Origin of the sequence: Rhodococcus sp. M8 (genome assembly GCF_015654185.1) — a bacterium.
In the GTDB taxonomy this organism is placed as follows: domain Bacteria; phylum Actinomycetota; class Actinomycetes; order Mycobacteriales; family Mycobacteriaceae; genus Rhodococcus; species Rhodococcus aetherivorans.
In genome coordinates this window covers 4,151,155-4,172,181 of the sequence record NZ_CP064065.1, presented here as the reverse complement: position 1 = coordinate 4,172,181, position 21,027 = coordinate 4,151,155, and the positions used below count along the sequence as shown (strand labels likewise).

Sequence of the window (21,027 nt, the reverse complement as noted above, 5' to 3'; positions counted from 1 at the left end):
ACGTCCCCGCGGATCCACCCCCGCGCCCGGCCGGTCGTCGCCCGGCCCACCCCCGTTATCCTTGGCCTCTGGCCAGCCTCGTCCCTGGCCTCCGGCCAGCCCCGTCCCCGACCTCTGGAGCACATGTGACCTCCGCCGTCGTGCCCGCGGTGACGACGCGGCGGCAGCGCCGGACGTGGGGTGCCGCAGTGGCAGCGATGGTGACGGTCACCTACCTGGTGATCCTGGCGGCCGACGATCGATGGTTCTACACCGACGACACGGAATCGGGTGCGGTACCGAACTGGATCTTCCTCGGCCGGATCCTGCGGACCGGACAGCTTCCGAGCCTCGTGCCGGAACAGTGGATGGCCGGGAACTACCCGGTCGAGGGGCAGGGCGGCCTCTGGAATCCGCCGCAGCTGCTCGTCAACCTGATCGCGCCGTCCGTGGACAACATGGTGCTGCTCTCGACTGGCGTGAAGTGGGCGTTCTCCGTCGTCCTGGCGCTGGGCGTGTACCGGATCTGCCTGGAGTACGGCGCTCGCGCGACGTGGGCGGCGGTGGCCGGCGCCGCCGTCCCGTTCACCGGGTTCGCGCTCTTCTTCGACCAGGCGACCTGGGTCACGGCCCTCACCGGCTCGGCGTGGGTGGCCCAGGCGTGGGCCAGTTCGCTCCGCTACCTGCGCGGACGCTCCGGTCCCCTGCCGGCGTTCGTGTTCCTGTACCTCGCCGTCAGCGTCGGCTACGTCTTTCCCGCGCTCGTCGCCGGGATCCTCACGGGCTGCCTCATGATCGGCGAACGGATCCATCGGCACTCGTGGCGGCCCTCGCTGCGGCTGGCGGTGGTCGCGAGCTGCGCCGCCGCGGGCGGGTTGATCACCTACCTGCCCGGGGCGCTGTCCAGCTCCGTCACCTGGCGCTCCGACCAGGGCTTCCAGAACGACAACTTCCTCACGGCACCTTGGTCGGACACCCTCAACTCCGGCATCCCCTCCGCGCTGCCGGGCATCGAAGCCTGGTTCGGGGAGGTGCAGCCGTTCCCCGTCACCTACATCGCCTGGTTCGCCGTCCCCGCGCTCGCCTTCGTGGACTGGAAGACCGTGCACCGGTCCGTGCGCAGCCTCGCCGGCGCGCTGATCTTCCTCGTCGCCATGCTCATGGCGACGGCCGGCCCCAGCGTGATGGGGCCGTTGCGCTGGCCGGCGCGGCTGCTGCCGATGTTCGCTCTCGCGACACTCGTGGTGGTGTGCGTGCTGATCAGCCGCCACGGCACGCTCCGCAGGATGCGGGTGCGGGCGGGCGCGGCGGCCACGCTCGTGCTGCTGATGACCCTGCGCTCCGGGTCTTCGTCCCCCGAGTTCATGAACCGTCACCTGCTGTGGGCGGGCGCCGTCCTCCTCGTCGGGGCCGCCGTCCTGTGGGTCGCGCTCCGCGCCGGTGAGCGGGCGGTGGCGGCGATCCTGCTGCTCTCGGCGCTGCCCGTCGTGTACTTCCAGGTGGCGTCGACGACCCCGCACCCGCTCGCGTGGGATCTGCCGGCCCGGCAGTCGGTCGCGAAGGAGAACTTCCCGGACCGGCCGGGCACCACGCTGCAGCTCGCCGACCGCGAACTGGTGCTGCCGTGGACCGCGAATCCGCAGGGCGTCTACCGCTCCCTCGTGTTCGGCAATTTCGCCAAGTCCCTCGACGAGACGTACGTCAACGCCTACACCCCCATCGGCTTCGAGGAGTTCGCCTTCCACCTGTGCATGCGGCACGACGGCTCGAGCTGCGACGACGCGTTCGGCGCCGCGTTCGCCACCGAATCGAGCACCGACCGGACGTACGTGGACCTGATGCTCGTGGATCGGGTGGTGCTGCAGCGCCGGCAGTACCCGGACGCCGACTCGGAGCCGGCGCCGCCCGGCTGGCGGTGGGTGCAGTCGCCGTCCGGGTCCGCGGACGCTGTGGACGCGGTGATCCTCGAACGGCTCGCCGGACCGATCAGCGGCCGGAACGGACGCATCTCCTTCACGGAGGGGGTCACCGCCACCTCGGTCTCCGAGGACTACGCGACGAGCCGGGTCCGCGTGAACTCGGTGGACGGCGGACGCGTCGTCTTCGGACGCCTGAACTGGCCCGGCTACTCGGCCACGCTGGACGGCCGGCCTCTGGAACCGCGCTCGGTGGACGGCATGTTCCTCGCGGTGGACATCCCCGCCGGCACCGAGGACGGCGAGCTCGTCGTGCGCTGGACACCGCCGGGCCAGGGAGCCGGGTTCGCCGGCCTGGGCCTGGGCATCGCGGGCGCCGCGGCGATGCAGCTGCTGTACCTGAGAGACCGGCGGAAGGCGCGACGGGAGAATCCGGAGGAGGCCGCGGCGCCCGTACCGGCGGCTACCGTGGGCTGAGACGCGACCGGAACACGGTGTAGAACACCCGCCGCTGAAGCGCGGCGAGTTCGGCGCGGCGATTCCCCTGCCACACGTCGGCCGCCCGGAGCCCGCCGGGCAGTTGTTCGGACACCCACCGGTGATAGGCCTTCGCCTGCCGGGCCTGCTCGGCGACGAGGGCCACGCTCCACTGACCGGCACTGACCCGGAAACCGCCGACGACCTGCCGCAGGGCATACAGGTCGCCGTGGAACAGCACCTTCGTGTAGGAGGCCATGTCGATCAGGTAGGGGAAACGACCGTCCCATCCGCCGGCCCGCTCGAGGGCATCGCGGCGCATCATCACGCACATCGGCTCACCGAACACGTTCGTGCCCAGCCGCACGGTGCGCCGGATCGCCTCCCCGCCCGGCACCAGGCCCGACAGTCCCTGGAGACCGCGTCCACCGATCATCTTCGCGCCTCGCGCGTCGAGAATGTCCCGCTGCGACGCCACCGCCACCGCCGACGGGTGCGCGTCCAGGGCCGCCACCTGGGCCGACAGGGCCCCCGGATACAGCAGGTCGTCGCCGCACACCAGCTTGACGTACTCGCCCGTGGCCTCGGCCGTCACGCGCTGCCAGTTCCGGGGCGCACCACCGCCCGTCGGAGTCGACAACAGGGTCACGCGCCGGTCGCGGGCGTACTTGCCGAGCAGGTCGGCGGTGCCGTCGGTCGAACTGTGGTCGGCGATAATCAGTTCGAAATCCTCGAAGTCCTGCCCGAGCACGGACTCGACCGTCGCCTCGATGAACGGCGCATTGTTGTAGGCCGGAATCACCACGGACAGTTTCGGCCTCGTCACTGCTGCTCATCCCGTCCTCGAACGCACGCCCGGCGCTCGTGGCGGGCCGACTGACGGCGCCACCGTACATCGGCACGGCCCGCACCCGAAAACAGCCCCACCCGGCGTATACACTCCCGACTTGTGAGCAGCGACGACCGGCCGGGGGTGGGCACGCCACACCGCGTGTCGGTCGTCGTGCCGGTCTATCAGGGCGAACACACCCTGGGTGACCTGCTCGAGCAGATCGTTCCGTGGACCGAGGTGACACTGACCCCCGGCGGCCGTCCCATGGTGGTCGAGGAGGTCCTGCTCGTCCACGACAACGGCCCCGACGACTCGGCCCGCGTCATCCGGGAGCTGGCCGCGAAGTACCCCTTCGTCGCCGGGGTGTGGCTCAGCCGGAACTTCGGCCAGCATCCGGCGACGCTCGCGGGCATGGCGTCGAGTGGCGGCGAGTGGATCGTCACCCTCGACGAGGACGGTCAGCACGATCCCGCCGCCATCGGCGGGCTGCTCGACACCGCGCTCGACGAGGGCGCGACCGTCGTATACGCCAAACCGACGAACGCGGCACCGCACGGCCTGCTGCGCAACGTGGCCTCCAAGGGATCCAAGTGGTTCCTGGCCCGGGTGCTGTCCGTGCCCGACAGCCCCGATTACCAGAGTTTCCGTCTGGTGCTGGGCGAGGTGGGACGTTCCCTCGCCGCCTACGCGGGTTCCGAGGTCTACCTCGACGTCGCGCTGGGGTGGATCGCAGGCAAGGTGAGCACGAGCCCGGTCGCCCTGCGGGAGGAGCAGGGACGTGCGTCCGGCTACCGGCTGCGCACGCTGCTGTCGCATTTCTGGCGGATGGTGCTGTCGAGCGGAACCAAGGGCCTGCGGATGGTGAGTCTGCTGGGCGTGGTCCTGGCCGTGGGCGGGATCCTGTGGGCGGTGTGGGTGCTGGTGTCCTACCTGTTCCTCGGCAACCGTTTCCCGGTGCAGGGCTGGGCCTCGACGACGGTCATCCTGCTGCTGGGATTCGGCGCCGTCCTGTTCTCCCTCGGAGTCATCGCCGAGTACGTGGGGGTGGCGGTGAAGACGGCGATGGGCAAACCGCCGTACCTGATCGTCAGCGATCCCGGCTCCGGTCCGCTGGCCCGCACACAGCGGTATCCCGACCTCGAATCGTTCCGGAGCGGGTAGCCGTGCCGGCGCCGACGTGGGTCGTCGGAAGTGGCGGACTGCTCGGCTCGTGGGTGACCCGGGAGCTGCACCGCCGCGGCGTCCCGGTGGCGACGAGCGTGGTGCCTTGGGAGGAGCCGGAGCAGGCCCGCGACGTGCTGCTGGCCGACGCGGACCGGTTCGTCCGCGCCACCGGTGGTGGGCCGTGGCGGGTCGCGTGGTGTGCCGGCGCCGGGGTGAACGGCACGACGGCGGAAGCATTCGCGGCCGAGAACGCTCTGCTGCGCGACGTGCTCGACGGACTGGCGCACGCAGCCGGCGGCAGCGCCGAGCACGGGACGGTGTTCCACGCCTCGTCGGCAGGCGGTGTGTACGCGGCCGCGCCGGGCGCACCCCACTCCGAGCACAGCCCCACGGCCCCGCTCGGTCTCTACGGACACGCCAAGCTGGCCGCCGAGGCCGTCGTCACCGACTTCGCCGGGGCGACCGGCGCCACCGCGGTGATCGGCCGCTTCGCGAACCTCTACGGGCCGGGGCAGAATCTCGCCAAGCCGCAGGGTCTCATCTCCCACCTGTGCCGCGGCTATCTCACCGGGGCACCGGTCTCGATCTACGTCTCGATGGACACCCTGCGGGACTACCTCTACATCTCCGACGCGGCGGAGATGGTTGCCGACGCCCTGGCGCGGGCGGAAGCCGAATCGGGCGGGGTGAGCACCAAGATCTTCGCGTCCGGCCGGTCGGTGACGATCGGCGCGATCCTCGGCGCGTGCCGGACCGTCTTCCGCCGCCGCCCCAACGTCGTGCTCGCGTCCTCACCGCTCGCGTCGGTGCAAGGGCGGGACCTGCGGTTACGGTCGCTCGTGTGGACCGAGCTGGACCGCCGCAGCCATCGGCCCCTCCCGGCCGGCATCGCCGCCACGCTGGAAGCGACCCGGCGCACGATGGGTCATTCGGCTCGGCCGAGTGTCCGCTCCCCGGAACGGGCGTAGGCCTGCTCGGTGGCGTCCTTCTGCGGTCGCCACCAGTGCTCGTGGGTGCGGTACCAGTCGATGGTCGCGGCCAGGCCCTCGCGGAAGTCCCGGTAGCGGGGGGTCCAGCCGAGCTCGGTGCGCAGGCGGGTGGCGTCGATGGCGTAGCGCAGGTCGTGGCCGGGGCGGTCGGTGACGAAGTCGAAGTCGCCCCGGTCCTTACCGCACAGCTCGAGGATGGTCTCGACGACGGTGCGGTTGTTCGTCTCGCCGTCCGCGCCGATCAGATAGGTCTGGCCGATCTCGCCCTTGTCGATGATCGTCCACACCGCCCGGTTGTGGTCGTCGACGTGGATCCAGTCCCGCACGTTCGCCCCGGTGCCGTACAGCTTGGGCCGGATCCCGTCGAGGACGTTGGTGATCTGCCGCGGGATGAACTTCTCCACGTGCTGATAGGGGCCGTAGTTGTTCGAGCAGTTCGAGATCGTCGCGGCCACCCCGAACGAGCGCACCCACGCGCGCACCAGCAGGTCCGAGCCGGCCTTGGTCGACGAGTACGGGCTCGACGGGTTGTAGGCGGTGGCCTCGGTGAACCGGGCCGGATCGTCGAGCTCGAGATCGCCGTACACCTCGTCGGTGGAGATGTGGTGATACCGCACCGAATGCCGGCGCACCGCCTCGAGCAGGGTGAACGTGCCGATCAGGTTGGTCTGCACGAATGGCGACGGATCGGCCAGGGAGTTGTCGTTGTGCGACTCGGCGGCGAAGTGCACCACCAGATCCGACTCGGCGACCAGCGCGTCGACCAGGTCCGCGTCGGCGACGTCGCCGCGGACGAAGCGGATCTTCTCGGCGACCGGGTCGAGGGAGGCCGGGTTGCCGGCGTAGGTGAGCTTGTCGAGCACGGTCACCCGCGCCTCGGGGCGGTCGGCGACGGTCCGATGCACGAAGTTCGCACCGATGAAACCGGCACCGCCGGTGACGAGCAGCCGCATGCGGCAACCCTACCGGCGGTGCGTTCGCTGGTCCGCGTCCACCCCGGATGGGAGACTGCCCGTCATGCGCGGAATCATTCTCGCCGGCGGCACCGGGTCCCGCCTGCACCCGATCACCCTGGGAGTGAGCAAGCAGCTCGTACCGGTCTACGACAAGCCGATGATCTACTACCCGCTCTCGACCCTCATGCTCGCCGGGATCCGCGACATCCTGATCATCACCACGCCCGAGGATGCTCCACAGTTCCAGCGCCTGCTCGGCGACGGGTCGCGCTACGGGGTGAACCTGACCTACCGGGTCCAGCCGGAGCCGAACGGGCTCGCCCAGGCGTTCGTGCTCGGCGCCGAGCACATCGGCACCGGCAGCGTCGCCCTCGTCCTCGGCGACAACATCTTCTACGGCCCCCGCCTGGGCACCCAGCTCACCCGGTTCGCCGACCTCGACGGCGGCGCGGTGTTCGCCTACCGCGTCTCCGATCCCAGGGCCTACGGGGTGATCGAGTTCGACTCCGAGGGCCGGGCGCTCTCGCTCGAGGAGAAGCCGGCCACCCCGAAGTCGAACTTCGCGGTGCCCGGGTTGTACTTCTACGACAACGACGTCGTCGCCATCGCCCGCGGCCTGCGCCCGTCGGACCGCGGCGAATACGAGATCACCGACATCAACCGCACCTACCTCGAGGCCGGCCGGCTCCAGGTCGAGGTCCTGCCGCGCGGCACCGCCTGGCTCGACACCGGCACCTTCGACTCGCTGCTCGACGCCGGCAACTACGTCCGTACCATCGAACAACGCCAGGGCCTGAAGATCGGCGCCCCCGAGGAGGTCGCGTGGCGGCGCGGCTTCATCACCGACGACGACCTGCGCGCCCTGGCCGCGCCGCTGGTCAAATCCGGCTACGGCAGCTACCTGCTCGACCTGCTCGACCGGGAAGGACACTGACGGTGCACTACCGCGAACTGAAGATCCCCGGCGCCTACGAGATCACCCCCCGACAGTTCGGCGACGACCGCGGCGTCTTCTACGAGTGGTTCAAACAGCCCACCTTCACCGACGCCGCCGGACGCGCCCTCGACCTCGCCCAGGCCAACTGCTCGGTCTCCGCCGCCGGGGTGCTGCGCGGCATCCACTACGCCGACGTCCCCCCCGGGCAGGCCAAGTACGTCACCTGCCCGGCCGGCGCGGTGCTCGACGTCGTCGTCGACCTGCGCGTCGGCTCGCCCACCTTCGGACAGTGGGACGCGGTGCTGCTCGACGACGTCGACCGCCGCGCGATCTTCCTCCCCGAGGGCCTCGGCCACGCCTTCTGCTCCCTGGCCGACGGCTCGACCGTCGTCTACCTGTGCTCGACCGGCTACAACCCCGACCGCGAACACGAGATCGACCCCCTCGACCCGCAGATCGGCATCGACTGGCCCACCACCGGCCGCGACGGGGCGCCCCTGCACCACCAGCTGTCCGACAAGGACCGGGCGGCCCCCTCGCTGGCCGACGCCGTCGCGGCCGGGTCGCTGCCGCGGTACCTCGGGTGAGCGCGCAGCCGGTGCCCTCCCCCGATCCCGTCACCGAACCCGCCGGCGCACCCGGCGGGATGTCGGGGGCGCCGGGCCCGCTCATGCGCCTGTTCAAGAACCAGGCCGTGGCGTTCCTGCTGGTGGGGGCCTTCAACACCGCGCTGGGCACCGCTTGGTTCATCGTGTGGCAGCTCGCCGTCGGCGACACCCTCGGCTACCACGTCGCGATCATGGCGGGCTACGCCTCCAACGTGCTGTGCGCCTTCTCCACCTACCGCTACCTCGTGTTCCGCGTGCGCGGTCACTTCCTGCGTGACCTGTGGCGGTTCGTGACCGTCAACCTGAGCGCGTTCCTGCTGAACCTCGCGCTCATGACGCTGGCGGTGTCCGTCCTCGGATTCCCCCCGATCCCCGCGCAGATCGTGATCACCTTCGTGACCGCGACGGCGAGTTTCTTCGGCTACCGGGACTTCTCCTTCCGCCGCGCCAAGCACGACTGAGCGACCCGAGCGAATGGACCATTTCGTCGGACCACGGAGGTGAGCGGTACATTCGCTCGCCCCCACGGCCGACCGATCAGCGCAGGCGGAAGATCACGGCGCGCTGCACCACGAAGTTGATCACGGTGGCCGTGCCCTGCGCGACGACGAATGCGAGCGGCACGCGCCACCACTCGGCGGGCAGCGCGTCGTACAGCACGTAGTTGATGCCGACCTGCACGGCGTAGGTGACGGCGTACAGGATCACCACCGCGACGAACCGGGCCCGGCTCGGTTCCGCCCTGAAGGTCCAGCGCCGGTTGATCAGGTAGGCGGTGGTGGTGCCGGCGACGAACGACAGCGACTTCGCGACGTTGACGTGCAGCCCCACGGCCAGCAGCAGCACGTAGAGACCGAAGTCCACGATCGCGGACAGCCCGCCGGTGAGGACGAACCGCACGATCTGCGTCTTCAGGTCGAGCGCCTCGTCGGCGGTGCTGTCGGTGAGGGGGATCTCCACCGGCAGGGGGGCGTGGTGCTCCGGTTGCGTCTGCCAGTGCGGGTGCTGCGGGTGCTCGGACACGGCGACAGCCTATGCGAGCGGCGCGAGCGCTCCCGCTCCGCGACGGAACGCACCGGGACGGTTCCGGCAATCCGGACGCCGGGGCGGGGACGTCGCCACCGACACACTCTCGCTGCTGCGACCGGCGGGTAACCTGTACGGCGATGTCCACGACAGCTGCAGAGCCGGCCGCCGCGCCGCTCCCCACCCAGACCCGCACTCTGACCGGCTGGGGGCGCACCGCCCCGACCACCGCGGAGGTGCTGTCCACTCCCGACGTCGAGGTGATCGCGCAGGCGGTCGCCCGGGTCGCGGAGCAGAACGAGTCCAAGCCGTCGCATCTGCGCCGCGGTGTCATCGCCCGCGGCCTCGGCCGCTCGTACGGTGACCCGGCGCAGAACGCGGGCGGGCTCGTCGTCGACATGACGGCGCTGGACCGGATTCACACGATCGACCGCGAATCGCGTCTGGTCACCGTCGACGCGGGCGCCAACCTGGACCAGTTGATGCGCGCGGCGCTGCCGTTCGGCCTGTGGGTGCCGGTGCTGCCGGGCACCCGGCAGGTGACCGTGGGCGGCGCCATCGGCGCGGACATCCACGGCAAGAACCACCACAGCGCCGGCAGCTTCGGCAACCACGTCCGGTCGATGGACCTGCTCACGGCCGACGGCCAGGTGCGCACCCTCACCCCGAACGGTCGCAACTCCAAGCTGTTCTGGGCGACGGTCGGCGGCATGGGCCTGACCGGCATCATCCTGCGCGCCACGATCGAGATGACGCCCACCGAGACGGCGTACTTCATCGCCGACGGCGACGTCACCAGCACCCTCGACGAGACGATCGCGCTGCACAGCGACGGCAGCGAGGCGAACTACGACTACTCGAGCGCCTGGTTCGACGCGGTCGCACCGCCGCCGAAGCTCGGCCGCGCGGCGGTCTCCCGCGGTTCGCTCGCGAAGCTCGACCAGCTGCCGAAGAAGCTGCAGAAGAACCCGCTGAAGTTCGACGCGCCGACGCTGCTGACGTTCCCGGACATCTTCCCGAACGGCCTGGCCAACAAGTACACCTTCAGCGCCGTCGGCGAGCTGTGGTACCGCAAGTCCGGCACCTACCGCGGCAAGGTCCAGAATCTGACGCAGTTCTACCACCCGCTCGACATGTTCGGTGAGTGGAACCGCGCCTACGGTTCGAACGGCTTCCTGCAGTACCAGTTCGTGGTGCCCACGGAGGCCGTCGAGGAGTTCAAGAGGATCATCGTCGACATCCAGAAGTCGGGGCACTACTCGTTCCTCAACGTCTTCAAGCTGTTCGGCCCGGGCAACAAGGCGCCGCTGAGCTTCCCGATCCCGGGGTGGAACATCTGCGTCGACTTCCCCATCAAGGCGGGCCTGAACGAGTTCGTCCGCGAACTCGACCGCCGCGTCCTCGAATTCGGCGGCCGCCTCTACACCGCCAAGGATTCGCGCACCTCCGCCGAGACGTTCCACGCGATGTACCCGCGCATCGGCGAATGGATCAAGATCCGCCGCTCGGTCGATCCCACCAACGTGTTCGCCTCCGATATGTCCAGAAGGTTGGAACTCCACTGATGATCAACGCCGTCGGCAACCCCCAGACCCTGCTGCTCCTCGGTGGCACGTCCGAGATCGGCCTCGCCATCGTCGAGGAGTACCTGCGCAGGGCGCCGGCCCGCGTGATCCTCGCGGCGCTGCCGAACGACCCGCTGCGCGACGACGCCGTCGCGCAGGTGAAGGCCGCCGGGGCCACCAAGGTCGACGTGATCGACTTCGACGCCCTCGACACCGGCAGCCACCCGAAGGTGATCGACCGAGCCTGGGACCTCGCCGGAAACGGTCGCTCCGCAGGCTCCGCTCCTGCCGGCGACGTCGACGTCGCGATCGTCGCGTTCGGACTGCTCGGCGATGCCGAGGAGCTGTGGCAGAACCAGGCCAAGGCCGTGCAGATCGCCGAGATCAACTACACCGCGGCCGTGTCCGTCGGCGTGCTCGTCGGCGAGAAGATGAAGGCGCAGGGCTACGGCCGCATCATCGCCATGTCCTCCGCCGCGGGTGAGCGGGTGCGCCGCTCCAACTTCGTGTACGGCTCCACCAAGGCCGGTCTCGACGGCTTCTACCTCGGGCTCGGCGAGGCGCTGCGCGAGTACGGCCCCCGTGTCCTGGTGATCCGGCCGGGGCAGGTCCGCACCCGCATGTCCGCCGGGGTGAAGGAAGCCCCGCTGACGGTGAACAAGGAGGACGTCGCCAAGCTCGCCGTCTCCGCGTCCGAGAAGGGCAAGGAACTCGTGTGGGCTCCGGGCGCCTTCCGCTACGTGATGATGGTGCTGCGGCACGTCCCGCGCGCGATCTTCCGAAAGCTGCCGATCTAGGCTGCCGGGGTGTCCGACCCAGCCGTACTCTCCTCCGACGTGGCCCCCTTCCGGCGTGCGCTCCGCACCGCCGGCGAGGGGGCCGCTGCGGTTCTCGTCGCCGCGATCGTCGCCGCCGTCGGCCTGTTCGCGTTCGCGCGCGTGCAGTGGCCCGCCTTCAACTCGTCGAACGTCACGCAGGCCGTCACGACGGTGCTGCAGGTGGGGGCGCTCGCCGTGCTCGCCGTCTCCGTCGTGCTGCACCGGCGGCGACGGTGGACGCCGTTCGCGCGGGTGCTGTCGTGGGCCGGCCTGTCGGGCCTGGTCACCGTCACCCTCGGGATGCCGCTGGCCGCGACGAAGCTCTATCTGCACGGCATCTCCGTCGACCAGGAGTTCCGCACCGAGTACCTGACACGGCTCACCGACTCCCCGGCCCTGCGGGACATGACGTACGCGGACCTGCCGCCGTTCTATCCCGCCGGCTGGTTCTGGGTGGGCGGCCGCTTCGCGAACCTGCTCGGCTTGGACGGCTGGGAGGCGTTCAAGCCGTGGTCGATCGTGTCGCTGGCCGTCGCCGCCGTCGGCGCGCTCGTGTTGTGGACCGCGCTGGTGCGGGTCGATCTGGCCGTGCTGGTCGCCACCGCGACCACCGCCGTCGTCCTCGCCTACGGCTCCCCCGAACCGTACGGCGCCGTCATCGCGCTGCTGCTCGCGCCCGCCCTCGTCATGGCGTGGGGGGCGCTGTCGCGCCCGGTGCGTCCTTCGGGCGGCTGGAGCAGCCCAAAGGGCGCACCGGGCGGCGGAGCCGCCGTCGGGACCGGACTGTTCCTCGGGCTGGCGGCCACGTTCTACACGCTCTACCTGGGCATCGCCGCGTTCGCCGTCACCGTGATGGCCGTCGTCGCGGCGGTGCTGGCGCGACGCGCGGCCGGCACGTGGCGCGCCGCGGTCCCGGTGCTCGTGCGGTTCGTGGTGATCGGTGCGATCGCGGCACTCGTCGCGCTGATCGTGTGGGCGCCGTTCGTGCTCGAGGTGCTGCGGGGCGGGTCCACCGCCGGATCCGGCACCGCGACGCACTATCTGCCCGAGACCGGGGCCCGGCTGCCGCTGCCGATGTTCCACGGTTCGCTGATCGGGCTGCTGTGCCTGCTCGGCACGGTGTGGCTGGTCGGACGGGCCACGTCGTCGCGGCGCGCGCAGGCTCTCGGACTCGGCGTCGTATCCGTGTACCTGTGGTACCTGGCGTCGATGGCGCTGACCGCGCTGGGCAACACCCTGCTCGCCTTCCGCCTCGAGGTGATCCTGCTCGTGCTGCTCGCGGCCGCCGGCACGTTCGCATTCGTCGACTTCACCCGGTGGATCGTGCTGGCCACCAGCGAGAACCAGCGGGTGCGGTGGTCCCTGATCGCGGTCGGCGCGCTGGGCGCGGTTGCGTTCACCCAGAACATCCCGCAGGTCCTCGCGAGCGAGATCACCGTCGCCTACACCGACACCGACGGCGACGGTGACCGCGCCGACCAGCGTCCGCCCGGCGCCGGCGCCTACTACGCCGAGCTGGACGAGGCGATCACCGCGGCGCGGGACCTGCCCCGCGACGAGATCGTCGTCCTCACTGCCGACACCACCTTCCTCGCCTATCACCCCTACCTCGGATTCCAGGCGCTGACGTCGCACTACGCGAATCCGTTGGCGGACTTCGAGGCTCGCGCCGCCGCGATCGAGGACTGGGCGTCGCTCGAGACGGCCGACGAGCTGCTCGCGGCGTGGGACGAGTCGCCGTGGCGGGGCCCCGACGCGATCGTGTTCCGTCAGGGCGCCGAGGGTTACACGCTCCGGCTCGCCGAGGACGTGTACCCCAACGACCCCAATGTGCGCCGCTACACGGTGACGTACCCGAAGTCGCTGTTCGACGATCCGCGCTTCACGATCTCGGAGATCGGGCCGTTCGTCGTCGTCACCCGCACCGGATAGCCGCAGTCGTCCGCGAACCCGACGGTGTTCGCGGACGACCGGCAACGGTTGCGAGGGGGCTCAGGCGCGGCGCAGCGGCATCACCGACCGCACCACCGGATCGCGCAGGTACAGCCCGGCCCACACGAGGACACCGACATACACCGGGAAGAGGATGGTGCTGAAGAGCGGCATCTCGTTCAACATGTTCGTCGCCACGGCGCCGCCGAGGTAACCGGTCAGCAGCACCGCCCCGAGGATCGACGTGGCCGGGACCAGGTACAGCGCCAGGCACACGAGCAGGACGACACCGATGACGTAGTTGAGATCCGGGTCGAAGCCCAGATCGATCATCGCCTCCCGGGCCTGGTCGACGTTGAGGATGTGGATCGTGACGTCGAACAGCAGGAACAGCACGACGAGGCCGGTGAGCACGAGGCCGGCGATGCGGAACTTCCGGTCGGTGGTGCGCTCGGCGGGGCGGGTGGTGGTCGAGATCATGACGGGCTCCTGGGGTCGCGGGGTGGTCTCGCTACGGACTGACCGGCCGGCCCGGAAAAACTCATCGCCGTGGATCGTCGGCTCACAGCCTGGACGCGAGCAGCTGCGCGAGGTGTACCCCTCGCCGGTCGGTGAGGTCGGCGATCTGGGTGCGGCAGGAGTAGCCGTCGGCGAGCACGACGTCGTCCGGGCCCGCGGCGGCGATCGCGGGCAGCAGCTGGTGCCCGGCGACGGCGACGGAGACGTCGTAGTGCCCGGGCACCACGCCGAAGTTGCCGGCGAGACCGCAGCATCCGCCGAGCCGGGTGACCGTCGCGCCGGCCCGGCGCAGCAGCGCGGCGTCGGCGCCCCACCCCATCACGGCGTGGTGGTGGCAGTGCGGCTGGGCCACCACCGTCGTCCCGGACAGCGACGGCGGCTCCCAGTCGCCGAGCAGCTCGGCCAGCGTCACCGTCGACTCGGCGACGACGCGCGCCGGCTCGAACCCGAGCAGCTCGACGGCGTCGGAGCGCAGGACCGCGGTGCACGACGGTTCGAGCCCCACGATCGGCATGCCGGCCGGGAACAGGGCGGAGAGGGTGCGGCCCAAGATCTTCCGGGCGGCATCCAGCTGACCGGTGGTGATCCACGTCAGGCCGCAGCACTGTTGCCGGTCGGTCACGCACACCCGTCGGCCTGCGGCCTCGAGCACCCGCACCGCGGCGATCGCCACCTCCGGGGTGAAGTACTCGGTGAAGGTGTCGACGAACAGCAGGACGGGCTCGCCGTCCGTGCGACGCTCGGCGGCCGTGTCTGCGAACCAGCGGCGGAACGTGCGCGACGCGAACTCGGGCACGCGGCGGCGCCGGTCCACTCCGGCGAGGGTCAGCCCGGCGGCCGCCACCCCCGGCACCTTGCCCAGCGCGTTCACCGCGCGCGGCGCCCGGCTCGCCAGCGCCGCCCAGCGCGGCAGCCGCCCGAGGGTGTAGTGCGTGACGGGCCGCACGCGGCCCTGGTAACTCTGTTGCAGCACTTCGGATTTGAAGGTGGCCATGTCCACACCGGTCGGGCAGTCGGAGGCGCAGCCCTTGCACGCCAGGCACAGTTCGAGCGCCTCGTGCACCTCCGGTGAGCGCCAGGATCCGGTGACGAGGGTGCCGTTGAGCATCTCCTGCAGGACCCGGGCCCGGCCGCGGGTGGAATCCTTCTCCTCCCGCGTCGCCAGGTACGACGGGCACATCACCCCACCGAGGCCGGCGGTGTCGGCGCGGCACTTGCCGACGCCGGTGCAGCGGTGCACGGCCTGCGTGAAGTCGCCGCCGTCGCCGGTGTACCGGAACGCCAGGCCGTCCTGGACCCGTTGCGCGGCCGGGACTCTGAGGTCCCGGTCCGAGGGGACGGGATCGACGAGCACGCCGGGATTGAGCAGGCCCTCGGGGTCGAACACCGCCTTGACCGCCCCGAACAGCCGCAGCGCGGTCGGCGAGTACATCAGGGGCAGCAGTTCGCTGCGCGCCCGGCCGTCGCCGTGCTCTCCGGACATCGAGCCCCCGAACGAAGCCACGAGTTCACCTGCCGCGAAGAGGAATTCGCGGAATATCCCGGGGATCTCGAGCGGCACGTCGAGGCGGATGTGGATGCAGCCGTCGGCGAAGTGCCCGTACGGATAGCCGGTGACGCCGTAGCGGGTCAGCAGCGACTCGAACTCGCGCAGGTACTCCCCCACCCGCTCCGGCGGGACGGCGGCATCCTCCCAGCCGGAGTGGGCGGGCAACCCGGCGGGGCTGCGCCCGGACAGCCCGGCCCCGTCCTCCCGGATCCGCCACAGTTGCGCGGCCTTCCCCGGATCGGTCACGATCAGCGAATCCACCGCCGAGACGGCGTGTTCGAGAGACGACGCCCGGGCGAGCACCTCGCTGGCGTCGTCGCCGGACAGTTCGACGAACAGCCACGCCGCCCCGCGCGGCAGCGGCGGCACCGCCGCCGGGCCGCGCCGCGCACGCACCACGTCCACGATCCGCGAGTCGAGTCCCTCGCACGCGGTCGGGGTGAAGCCGAGCAGCGCGTGGGCGGCGTCGCCGGCCGTCGCGATGTCGGGGTAGCCGAGGGCCACCAGGACGCGCACCGCGGGATCGGCGACGAGCCGCACCGTCGCCTCGGTGACGACGCCGAGCGTGCCCTCGCTGCCGACGAGGAAGCGCAGGACGTCGAACCCGTTCTCCGGCAACAGGTGTTCGAGGGCGTAGCCGGACGCCTGCCGGCCGAACCGGCCGAACTCGGTGCGGATGGTGGCGAGGTGGTCGAGCACGAGGCGGCGCAGCGATTCCAGGACGGGGGCGTCGTCGGGCAGCGACAGGTGCCGGCCCGCGCCGGTGAGCACCTCGAGGCCGAGGACGTTGTCGGAGGTGCGACCGTAGCCGAGGGTGCGGGCACCGCAGGCGTTGTTGCCGATCATCCCGCCGACGGTGCAGCGGTTGTGGGTGGACGGGTCGGGCCCGAAGCGCAGTCCGTACGGGGCGGCCGCGCGCTGCAGTTCGGACTGGACGACGCCGGGCTGCACCGTCGCGGCGCGGGCCTCGGGGTCGATCTGCAGGACACGGCCGAGATGACGGCTGAAGTCGAGCACGACGCCGGGGCCGACGGCGTTGCCGGCGACAGACGTTCCGCCGCCGCGCGAGGTGAACGGAACGCCGTGCCGGCGGCACACCTCGAGCACGGTGGCGACCTCGTCGATCTCACGGGGCCGCACCACCGCCTGCGGGGGCACCCGGTAGAGGGAGGCGTCGGACGAGTACAGGGCCCGGGTGGTGGTGTCGTCGAGCACGTCGGAGATGCCCGCGCCACGCAGGGCCTCGCCGATCGCCGTCGCCCTGGCCATAGGCCGATGCTAGTGCCTACCGGGGTCGCTTCGTCGCGGGTCGGACCGGCGCACCCGCGGATCGATACGTCCTCAGCGCTGGGTGAGGACGACCGGTCCGTCCTCGGTGATCGCGACGGTGTGCTCGCAGTGCGCGGCCCGGCTGCCGTCGGCGGTGCGCAGCGTCCACCCGTCCGGGTCGTGCCGGTAGGCGTCGCCGCCCCCGGCGTGCAGCATCGGCTCGATGGCCAGCACCAGCCCGGGCCGCAGCCGCATCCCGCGCCCGGCCCGGCCCTCGTTGGGCACGTGCGGGTCCTCGTGCATGCGGCGGCCGATGCCGTGGCCACCGTGGTCGGCGAGCATGCCGTAGCCGCGGGAGCGGACGTAGCCGCCGATCGCCGCGCCGATGTCGCCGAGGCGGTTGCCCGGCACGGCCGCGGCGATGCCGCGCGCGAGGGCCTCGCGGTCGGCGGCGCCGACGGTGAAGCTCACGGCGGCGTCCCCGCACCAGCCGTCGAGCACGGCCCCGCAGTCGATGCTCACCAGATCGCCGTCACGCAACCGGTAGCCGCCGGGAATGCCGTGGACGACGCCGTCGTCGACGCTCGCGCACACGACTCCGGGGAACGGCGACGGAGCCCACTCGGGGTGGTAGCCGAGGAACGGGGAGGTCGCGCCGGCGTCGCGGACGACCGCCGCGGCGACGTCGTCGAGTTCCTTCAGGGACACCCCGATCGCCGCGTGGGCCCGCACGGCCGCGAGCGCGTCCGCGACCACGGCGCCGGCGGCCCGCATCGCCTCGATCTCGCCGGACGTCTTCAGTTCGACCATGTCGCCTCCCAATAGAAATACCGGTATTACTATACGGGCATGGTGCGCGAACCGCTGACCCCCGTCCAACTCGAACGCGGCCGGCGGCTCGGCGAACGTCTGCGCGCGGCGCGCGGCATCGCCAGCATGGCAACGGTCGCCGGCGACGCCGGCATCTCCGTCGAGACACTCCGGAAGATCGAGACCGGCCGCATCGCCACGCCCGCCTTCTTCACCGTCACCGCGCTCGCCCGGGTCCTCGGGCTCTCCCTCGACGACCTGGCCGGCGACCCGGCGGGCGACCCCGTCGAGCACGGGGCCGCCTCCTGACCGGAGGTGCTCACCCCCGGCACCACCCTCCCTCGCCTAGCATCGATCCTTGTGCCCGTCGATGTCCTTTCGCCCGAAACGCCCGCTTACGCCGATACGAAGGCCCGCGTGCGCACGGCCAGGATCGTCGCGACGGTCACCGGACTGCTCGGCATGGTGCTCGCCCTGGCCGTGCCGTTCCTGCCGGTCCGGCAGGAGGCCGCCACCGTCAGCTGGCCGCAGGGCACCGACCTGACCAACATCGAGGCGCCCCTCGTCTCCTACACCCCCCTCGAACTGCGGGCGAGTGTGCCGTGCTCGGCCTTCCCCCTGCTCGGCGACGACGGCGGCACCCTGGTGTCCACCGTGCCGCCGGGCGCCCCCGACGCCACCGAGAACGCCCTCGTGATCCGGACCGTCGCCGGCACCGACGGCGGCTCCGCCACCGTGGAGGTGGTGCTGCGCAACTCGGTGGTCGTGTCGGCACCGATCGACGACGAGCACCGGTGCACAGCCGTCACCGTCGCCACCAACGCCGACCGCACCGCCGCCGAGATCGTCGGCCTCGAGCAACACGACGACGGGCACCACGTCGCCATGCTCGACGGCGATCACCGGCCGCAGATGGTCGGGGTCTACTCCGATCTGCAGGGCTCGGTGGAGGCCCTCAACTCCGGCCCGAACGCCGAGCGGCTGTCCGTCCGCGCCGCCCTCGACTCGCGGTTCACCTCCACTCCGACGCTGGTCAAACTCGTCGCGATGGTCGCCTGCCTCCTTGCGACCCTGCTGTCACTCGTGGCGCTGCACCGGCTCGACGGCGTCGACAACCGCCGCGCCCGCCGGGTCCTGCCCGCCCACTGGTGGCGGTTCACCGCGGTGGACGCGGTCGTCGTCGGCACGCTGCTGCTGTGGCACGTCATCGGCGCCAACACCTCCGACGACGGCTACATCCTCACCATGGCCCGCGCCTCCGACGGCGCCGGCTACATGGCCAACTACTACCGATGGTTCGGCGTCCCCGAGGCCCCGTTCGGCTGGTACTACGACGTGCTCGTCCTGCTCGCGAAGGTCTCCACCGCCAGCATGTGGATGCGGCTGCCCGCCCTGCTCGCCGCCGTCGCCTGCTGGATGGTCATCAGCCGCGAGGTCATCCCCCGGCTCGGAGTCGCCGTCCGCCGTAACCGCATCGCGCTGTGGACGGCGGGCCTGGTGTTCCTCGCCTTCTGGCTGCCCTACGACAACGGCCTGCGGCCCGAGCCCATCATCGCGCTCGGCGCCCTGCTCACCTGGTGCTCGATTGAACGCGCCGTCGCCACCGGCCGCATGCTGCCCGCCGCGATCGCCGTGCTGCTCGCCGCCTTCTCCCTCGCCGCGGGTCCCACCGGGCTCATCGCGGTCGCCGCGCTCGTCGCCGGAGCCCGGCCCGTCGTCGTCCGGCTGGCCGGTCGCCGCCGGCTCGTCGGGGTCCTCCCGCCCGTGGCTGCCATCCTCGCCGCGGGCACCGTCGTCCTCGTCGTCGTCTTCGCCGACCAGACCCTCGCCTCGGTGCTCGAGGCGACCCGGGTGCGTTCCGCCGTCGGACCCAACGTGCCCTGGTTCGACGAACGGCTGCGCTGGGACGCGCTGCTGACCGTCTCCCCCGACGGCTCCCTCAGCCGCCGCTTCGGCGTGTTCGTCATGCTGCTGTGCCTGGTGGTGTGCGTGATGCTGATCCTGCGCAAAGGCCGCATCCCCGGCACCGCCCTCGGTCCGTCGCGCCGCATCCTCGGCATCGTCTTCGCGTCGCTGCTGCTGATGATGCTCACCCCGACCAAGTGGACCCACCATTTCGGCGTGTACGCCGGACTGGCCGGGTCCGTCGCCGCGCTCGCCGCGGTCGGCGTCGGCGCCGTCGGCATCCGCTCCGCGCGCAACCGCGCCCTCTTCACCGCCGGGGTGCTGTTCGTGCTGGCGCTGGCGTTCACCGGCTCCAACGGCTGGTGGTACGTCTCCAGCTACGGGATCCCGTGGTGGGACAAGCCGCCGTCCATCTCCGGACGCGCCTTCTCCACCGCCCTGCTCGCGCTGGCCCTCGTCGCGCTGGCCATCGCCGCGTGGTTCCACCTGCGCGAACCGTTCGCCACCCCGAAACCCGACCGCAACGGCCGGGTCAGGGCGATCGCCTCGGCGCCGCTGACCGTCGTCGCCGCGGGCGTCGTCCTGTTCGAGGTGCTCTCGCTCGTCAAGGGCGCGGTCGCGCAGTACCCGGCGTACTCGATCGCCCGGTCGAACGCGGCCGCCCTCACCGGCAGCAGCTGCGGCCTCGCCGACGACGTCCTCGTCGAGACCGACCCCAGCGCCACCGCGCTGGCCCCCCTAGACGGCGACGTCGCCGAGGCGCTCGGCGCCGGCGCCGCCGACGGCTTCACCCCGAACGGCGTCGCTCTCGACCTCACCGCCGACGAGGAGATCTCCACCACGGGCGGCGCCAACACCGTCGACACCGACGGGGGCGGCACCACCACCTCCACGGGCGCCGGCACCGGCGGCGGCCGCGGCGCCGCCGGCATCAACGACAGCACCGTCGCGCTGCCGTTCGGCCTGGACCCCGCCCGCACCCCCGTGCTCGGCAGCTACCGCACCGGGGCGCAGCAGGAAGCCGACCTCGAGTCCGGCTGGTACGCGCTGCCCGAACGCACCGACGCCACGCCGCTGCTGGTCGTCACCGCCGCCGGCCGCGTGCACTACGTCGACCCCGACGGCGTCCTCACCCCGGGCGCGGACGTGCTGCTCGAGTTCGGGCGAACCGGCGGCGATTCGAACGTCGAACCGCTGGCGCGCGTCGCGCCCGTCGACATCGGGCCGTCCCCGTCGTGGCGCAACCTGCGGGTGCCGAGCGACCGGATCCCCGCCGACGCCGACGCGGTCCGGCTGGTGGTGACGGACGGCAACCTGGCACCCGACCAGTGGGTGGCCGTCACCCCGCCGCGGATGCCGCGCCTCGAGACGTTGAACACCCTCGTCGGCTCCACGGCCCCGGTCCTGCTCGACTGGTCGGTGGGCCTGGCGTTCCCCTGCCAGCGTCCGTTCGATCACCGCTACGGCGTCGCCGAGGTCCCCGAGTACCGGATCCTGCCCGACCGGGTCGGCGCCGACTCCACCAACGGCTGGCAGGACGACATCGGCGGCGGGCCGCTCGGCTGGATACCGCTGCTGCTCACCGCCGAGACGATCCCCACCTATCTGAACCACGACTGGGACCGCGACTGGGGCTCGCTGGAGCGGTACACGCCCATCGACCCGGGCGCGACGACCGCGGAGATTGCCACCGAGAACGTCGTCCGCTGGGGCTGGTGGTCGCCCGGACCGATCCGCGACGGAGTGCCCGTAATGCGTGAATAGGGTCCTACGCGG

The 21,027-nt window shown here is 71.4% G+C and carries 17 protein-coding genes; 11 read left to right on the top strand and 6 right to left on the bottom strand.

Going from position 1 to position 21,027, the window contains the following annotated elements:
* Window positions 1-125 precede the first annotated feature (125 nt).
* Entirely contained in the window at window positions 126-2,372 is a 2,247-nt protein-coding gene (locus ISO16_RS18885) for a hypothetical protein (protein WP_083662366.1), read from the top strand.
* On the opposite strand, the gene ISO16_RS18880 is transcribed toward ISO16_RS18885, so the two are convergent.
* A complete protein-coding gene (locus tag ISO16_RS18880; protein ID WP_072633979.1) occupies window positions 2,359-3,198 on the bottom strand; it encodes a glycosyltransferase family 2 protein in 840 nt (279 codons plus the stop codon). The two genes, ISO16_RS18885 and ISO16_RS18880, sit on opposite strands and share 14 nt — an antisense overlap.
* Before the next feature lie 165 nt (window positions 3,199-3,363).
* Between ISO16_RS18880 and ISO16_RS18875 the strand changes: the two genes are divergently transcribed.
* Together ISO16_RS18875 and ISO16_RS18870 are read left to right on the top strand one after the other, a co-directional pair.
* Window positions 3,364-4,365 (top strand): glycosyltransferase family 2 protein, encoded by a 1,002-nt coding sequence (locus ISO16_RS18875; RefSeq protein ID WP_029547039.1) that lies wholly within the window; start codon window positions 3,364-3,366, stop codon window positions 4,363-4,365.
* Between the two features lie 2 nt (window positions 4,366-4,367).
* A complete protein-coding gene (locus tag ISO16_RS18870; RefSeq protein WP_072633978.1) occupies window positions 4,368-5,336 on the top strand; it encodes an NAD-dependent epimerase/dehydratase family protein in 969 nt (322 codons plus the stop codon).
* Here ISO16_RS18870 and rfbB read toward each other — a convergent pair.
* The gene (gene rfbB / locus ISO16_RS18865) at window positions 5,294-6,310 is read right to left on the bottom strand and encodes a dTDP-glucose 4,6-dehydratase (RefSeq protein ID WP_050034387.1); all 1,017 of its coding nucleotides are present in this window, start codon (window positions 6,308-6,310) and stop codon (window positions 5,294-5,296) included. The genes ISO16_RS18870 and rfbB overlap by 43 nt on opposite strands.
* Window positions 6,311-6,374: 64 nt before the next feature.
* Between rfbB and rfbA the strand changes: the two genes are divergently transcribed.
* The 3 genes from rfbA to ISO16_RS18850 are packed head-to-tail and all read left to right on the top strand — an operon-like array spanning window position 6,375 to window position 8,319.
* Complete coding sequence (rfbA, locus tag ISO16_RS18860) at window positions 6,375-7,247, top strand: glucose-1-phosphate thymidylyltransferase RfbA (RefSeq protein WP_006932754.1); 873 nt, start codon at window positions 6,375-6,377, stop codon at window positions 7,245-7,247.
* Window positions 7,248-7,249: 2 nt separating this feature from the next.
* The gene (locus ISO16_RS18855) at window positions 7,250-7,837 is read left to right on the top strand and encodes a dTDP-4-dehydrorhamnose 3,5-epimerase family protein (protein WP_006932752.1); all 588 of its coding nucleotides are present in this window, start codon (window positions 7,250-7,252) and stop codon (window positions 7,835-7,837) included.
* The gene (locus tag ISO16_RS18850; RefSeq protein ID WP_083662365.1) at window positions 7,834-8,319 is read left to right on the top strand and encodes a GtrA family protein; all 486 of its coding nucleotides are present in this window, start codon (window positions 7,834-7,836) and stop codon (window positions 8,317-8,319) included. Before ISO16_RS18855 ends, ISO16_RS18850 begins: the two co-directional genes overlap by 4 nt.
* A 76-nt stretch (window positions 8,320-8,395) precedes the next feature.
* Here ISO16_RS18850 and ISO16_RS18845 read toward each other — a convergent pair whose 3' ends face one another.
* Window positions 8,396-8,818: a GtrA family protein gene (locus tag ISO16_RS18845; RefSeq protein WP_006932748.1), complete on the bottom strand. Its 423-nt coding sequence runs from the start codon at window positions 8,816-8,818 to the stop codon at window positions 8,396-8,398.
* Window positions 8,819-9,024: 206 nt separating this feature from the next.
* Here ISO16_RS18845 and ISO16_RS18840 point away from each other — a divergent pair, with 206 nt between their 5' ends.
* The 3 genes from ISO16_RS18840 to ISO16_RS18830 are packed head-to-tail and all read left to right on the top strand — an operon-like array spanning window position 9,025 to window position 13,199.
* On the top strand, window positions 9,025-10,449 hold the full coding sequence (locus tag ISO16_RS18840) for an FAD-binding oxidoreductase (RefSeq protein ID WP_006932747.1): 1,425 nt from the start codon (window positions 9,025-9,027) through the stop codon (window positions 10,447-10,449).
* On the top strand, window positions 10,449-11,246 hold the full coding sequence (locus ISO16_RS18835; RefSeq protein ID WP_043800442.1) for a decaprenylphospho-beta-D-erythro-pentofuranosid-2-ulose 2-reductase: 798 nt from the start codon (window positions 10,449-10,451) through the stop codon (window positions 11,244-11,246). Before ISO16_RS18840 ends, ISO16_RS18835 begins: the two co-directional genes overlap by 1 nt.
* Before the next feature lie 39 nt (window positions 11,247-11,285).
* Window positions 11,286-13,199 carry a galactan 5-O-arabinofuranosyltransferase gene (locus ISO16_RS18830; RefSeq protein ID WP_072633983.1) on the top strand — a complete coding sequence of 638 codons (1,914 nt, stop codon included), beginning with the start codon at window positions 11,286-11,288 and terminating at the stop codon, window positions 13,197-13,199.
* A 60-nt stretch (window positions 13,200-13,259) separates the two neighbouring features.
* Here ISO16_RS18830 and ISO16_RS18825 read toward each other — a convergent pair whose 3' ends face one another.
* The 3 genes from ISO16_RS18825 to map all read right to left on the bottom strand — a co-directional run bounded on the left by ISO16_RS18825 (window position 13,260) and on the right by map (window position 17,346).
* Window positions 13,260-13,679 carry a DoxX family protein gene (locus tag ISO16_RS18825; RefSeq protein WP_050034386.1) on the bottom strand — a complete coding sequence of 140 codons (420 nt, stop codon included), beginning with the start codon at window positions 13,677-13,679 and terminating at the stop codon, window positions 13,260-13,262.
* An 82-nt stretch (window positions 13,680-13,761) separates the two neighbouring features.
* Entirely contained in the window at window positions 13,762-16,536 is a 2,775-nt protein-coding gene (locus ISO16_RS18820) for an FAD-binding and (Fe-S)-binding domain-containing protein (RefSeq protein ID WP_072633977.1), read from the bottom strand.
* Window positions 16,537-16,608: 72 nt separating this feature from the next.
* On the bottom strand, window positions 16,609-17,346 hold the full coding sequence (gene map, locus ISO16_RS18815) for a type I methionyl aminopeptidase (protein WP_072633976.1): 738 nt from the start codon (window positions 17,344-17,346) through the stop codon (window positions 16,609-16,611).
* A 39-nt stretch (window positions 17,347-17,385) separates the two neighbouring features.
* Here map and ISO16_RS18810 point away from each other — a divergent pair, with 39 nt between their 5' ends.
* Window positions 17,386-17,655, top strand: coding sequence for a helix-turn-helix domain-containing protein (locus tag ISO16_RS18810; protein WP_072633975.1), 270 nt, complete (start codon window positions 17,386-17,388; stop codon window positions 17,653-17,655).
* A gap of 108 nt (window positions 17,656-17,763) precedes the next feature.
* Window positions 17,764-21,015, top strand: coding sequence for an arabinosyltransferase domain-containing protein (locus ISO16_RS18805; RefSeq protein WP_072633974.1), 3,252 nt, complete (start codon window positions 17,764-17,766; stop codon window positions 21,013-21,015).
* Window positions 21,016-21,027: the final 12 nt, after the last annotated feature.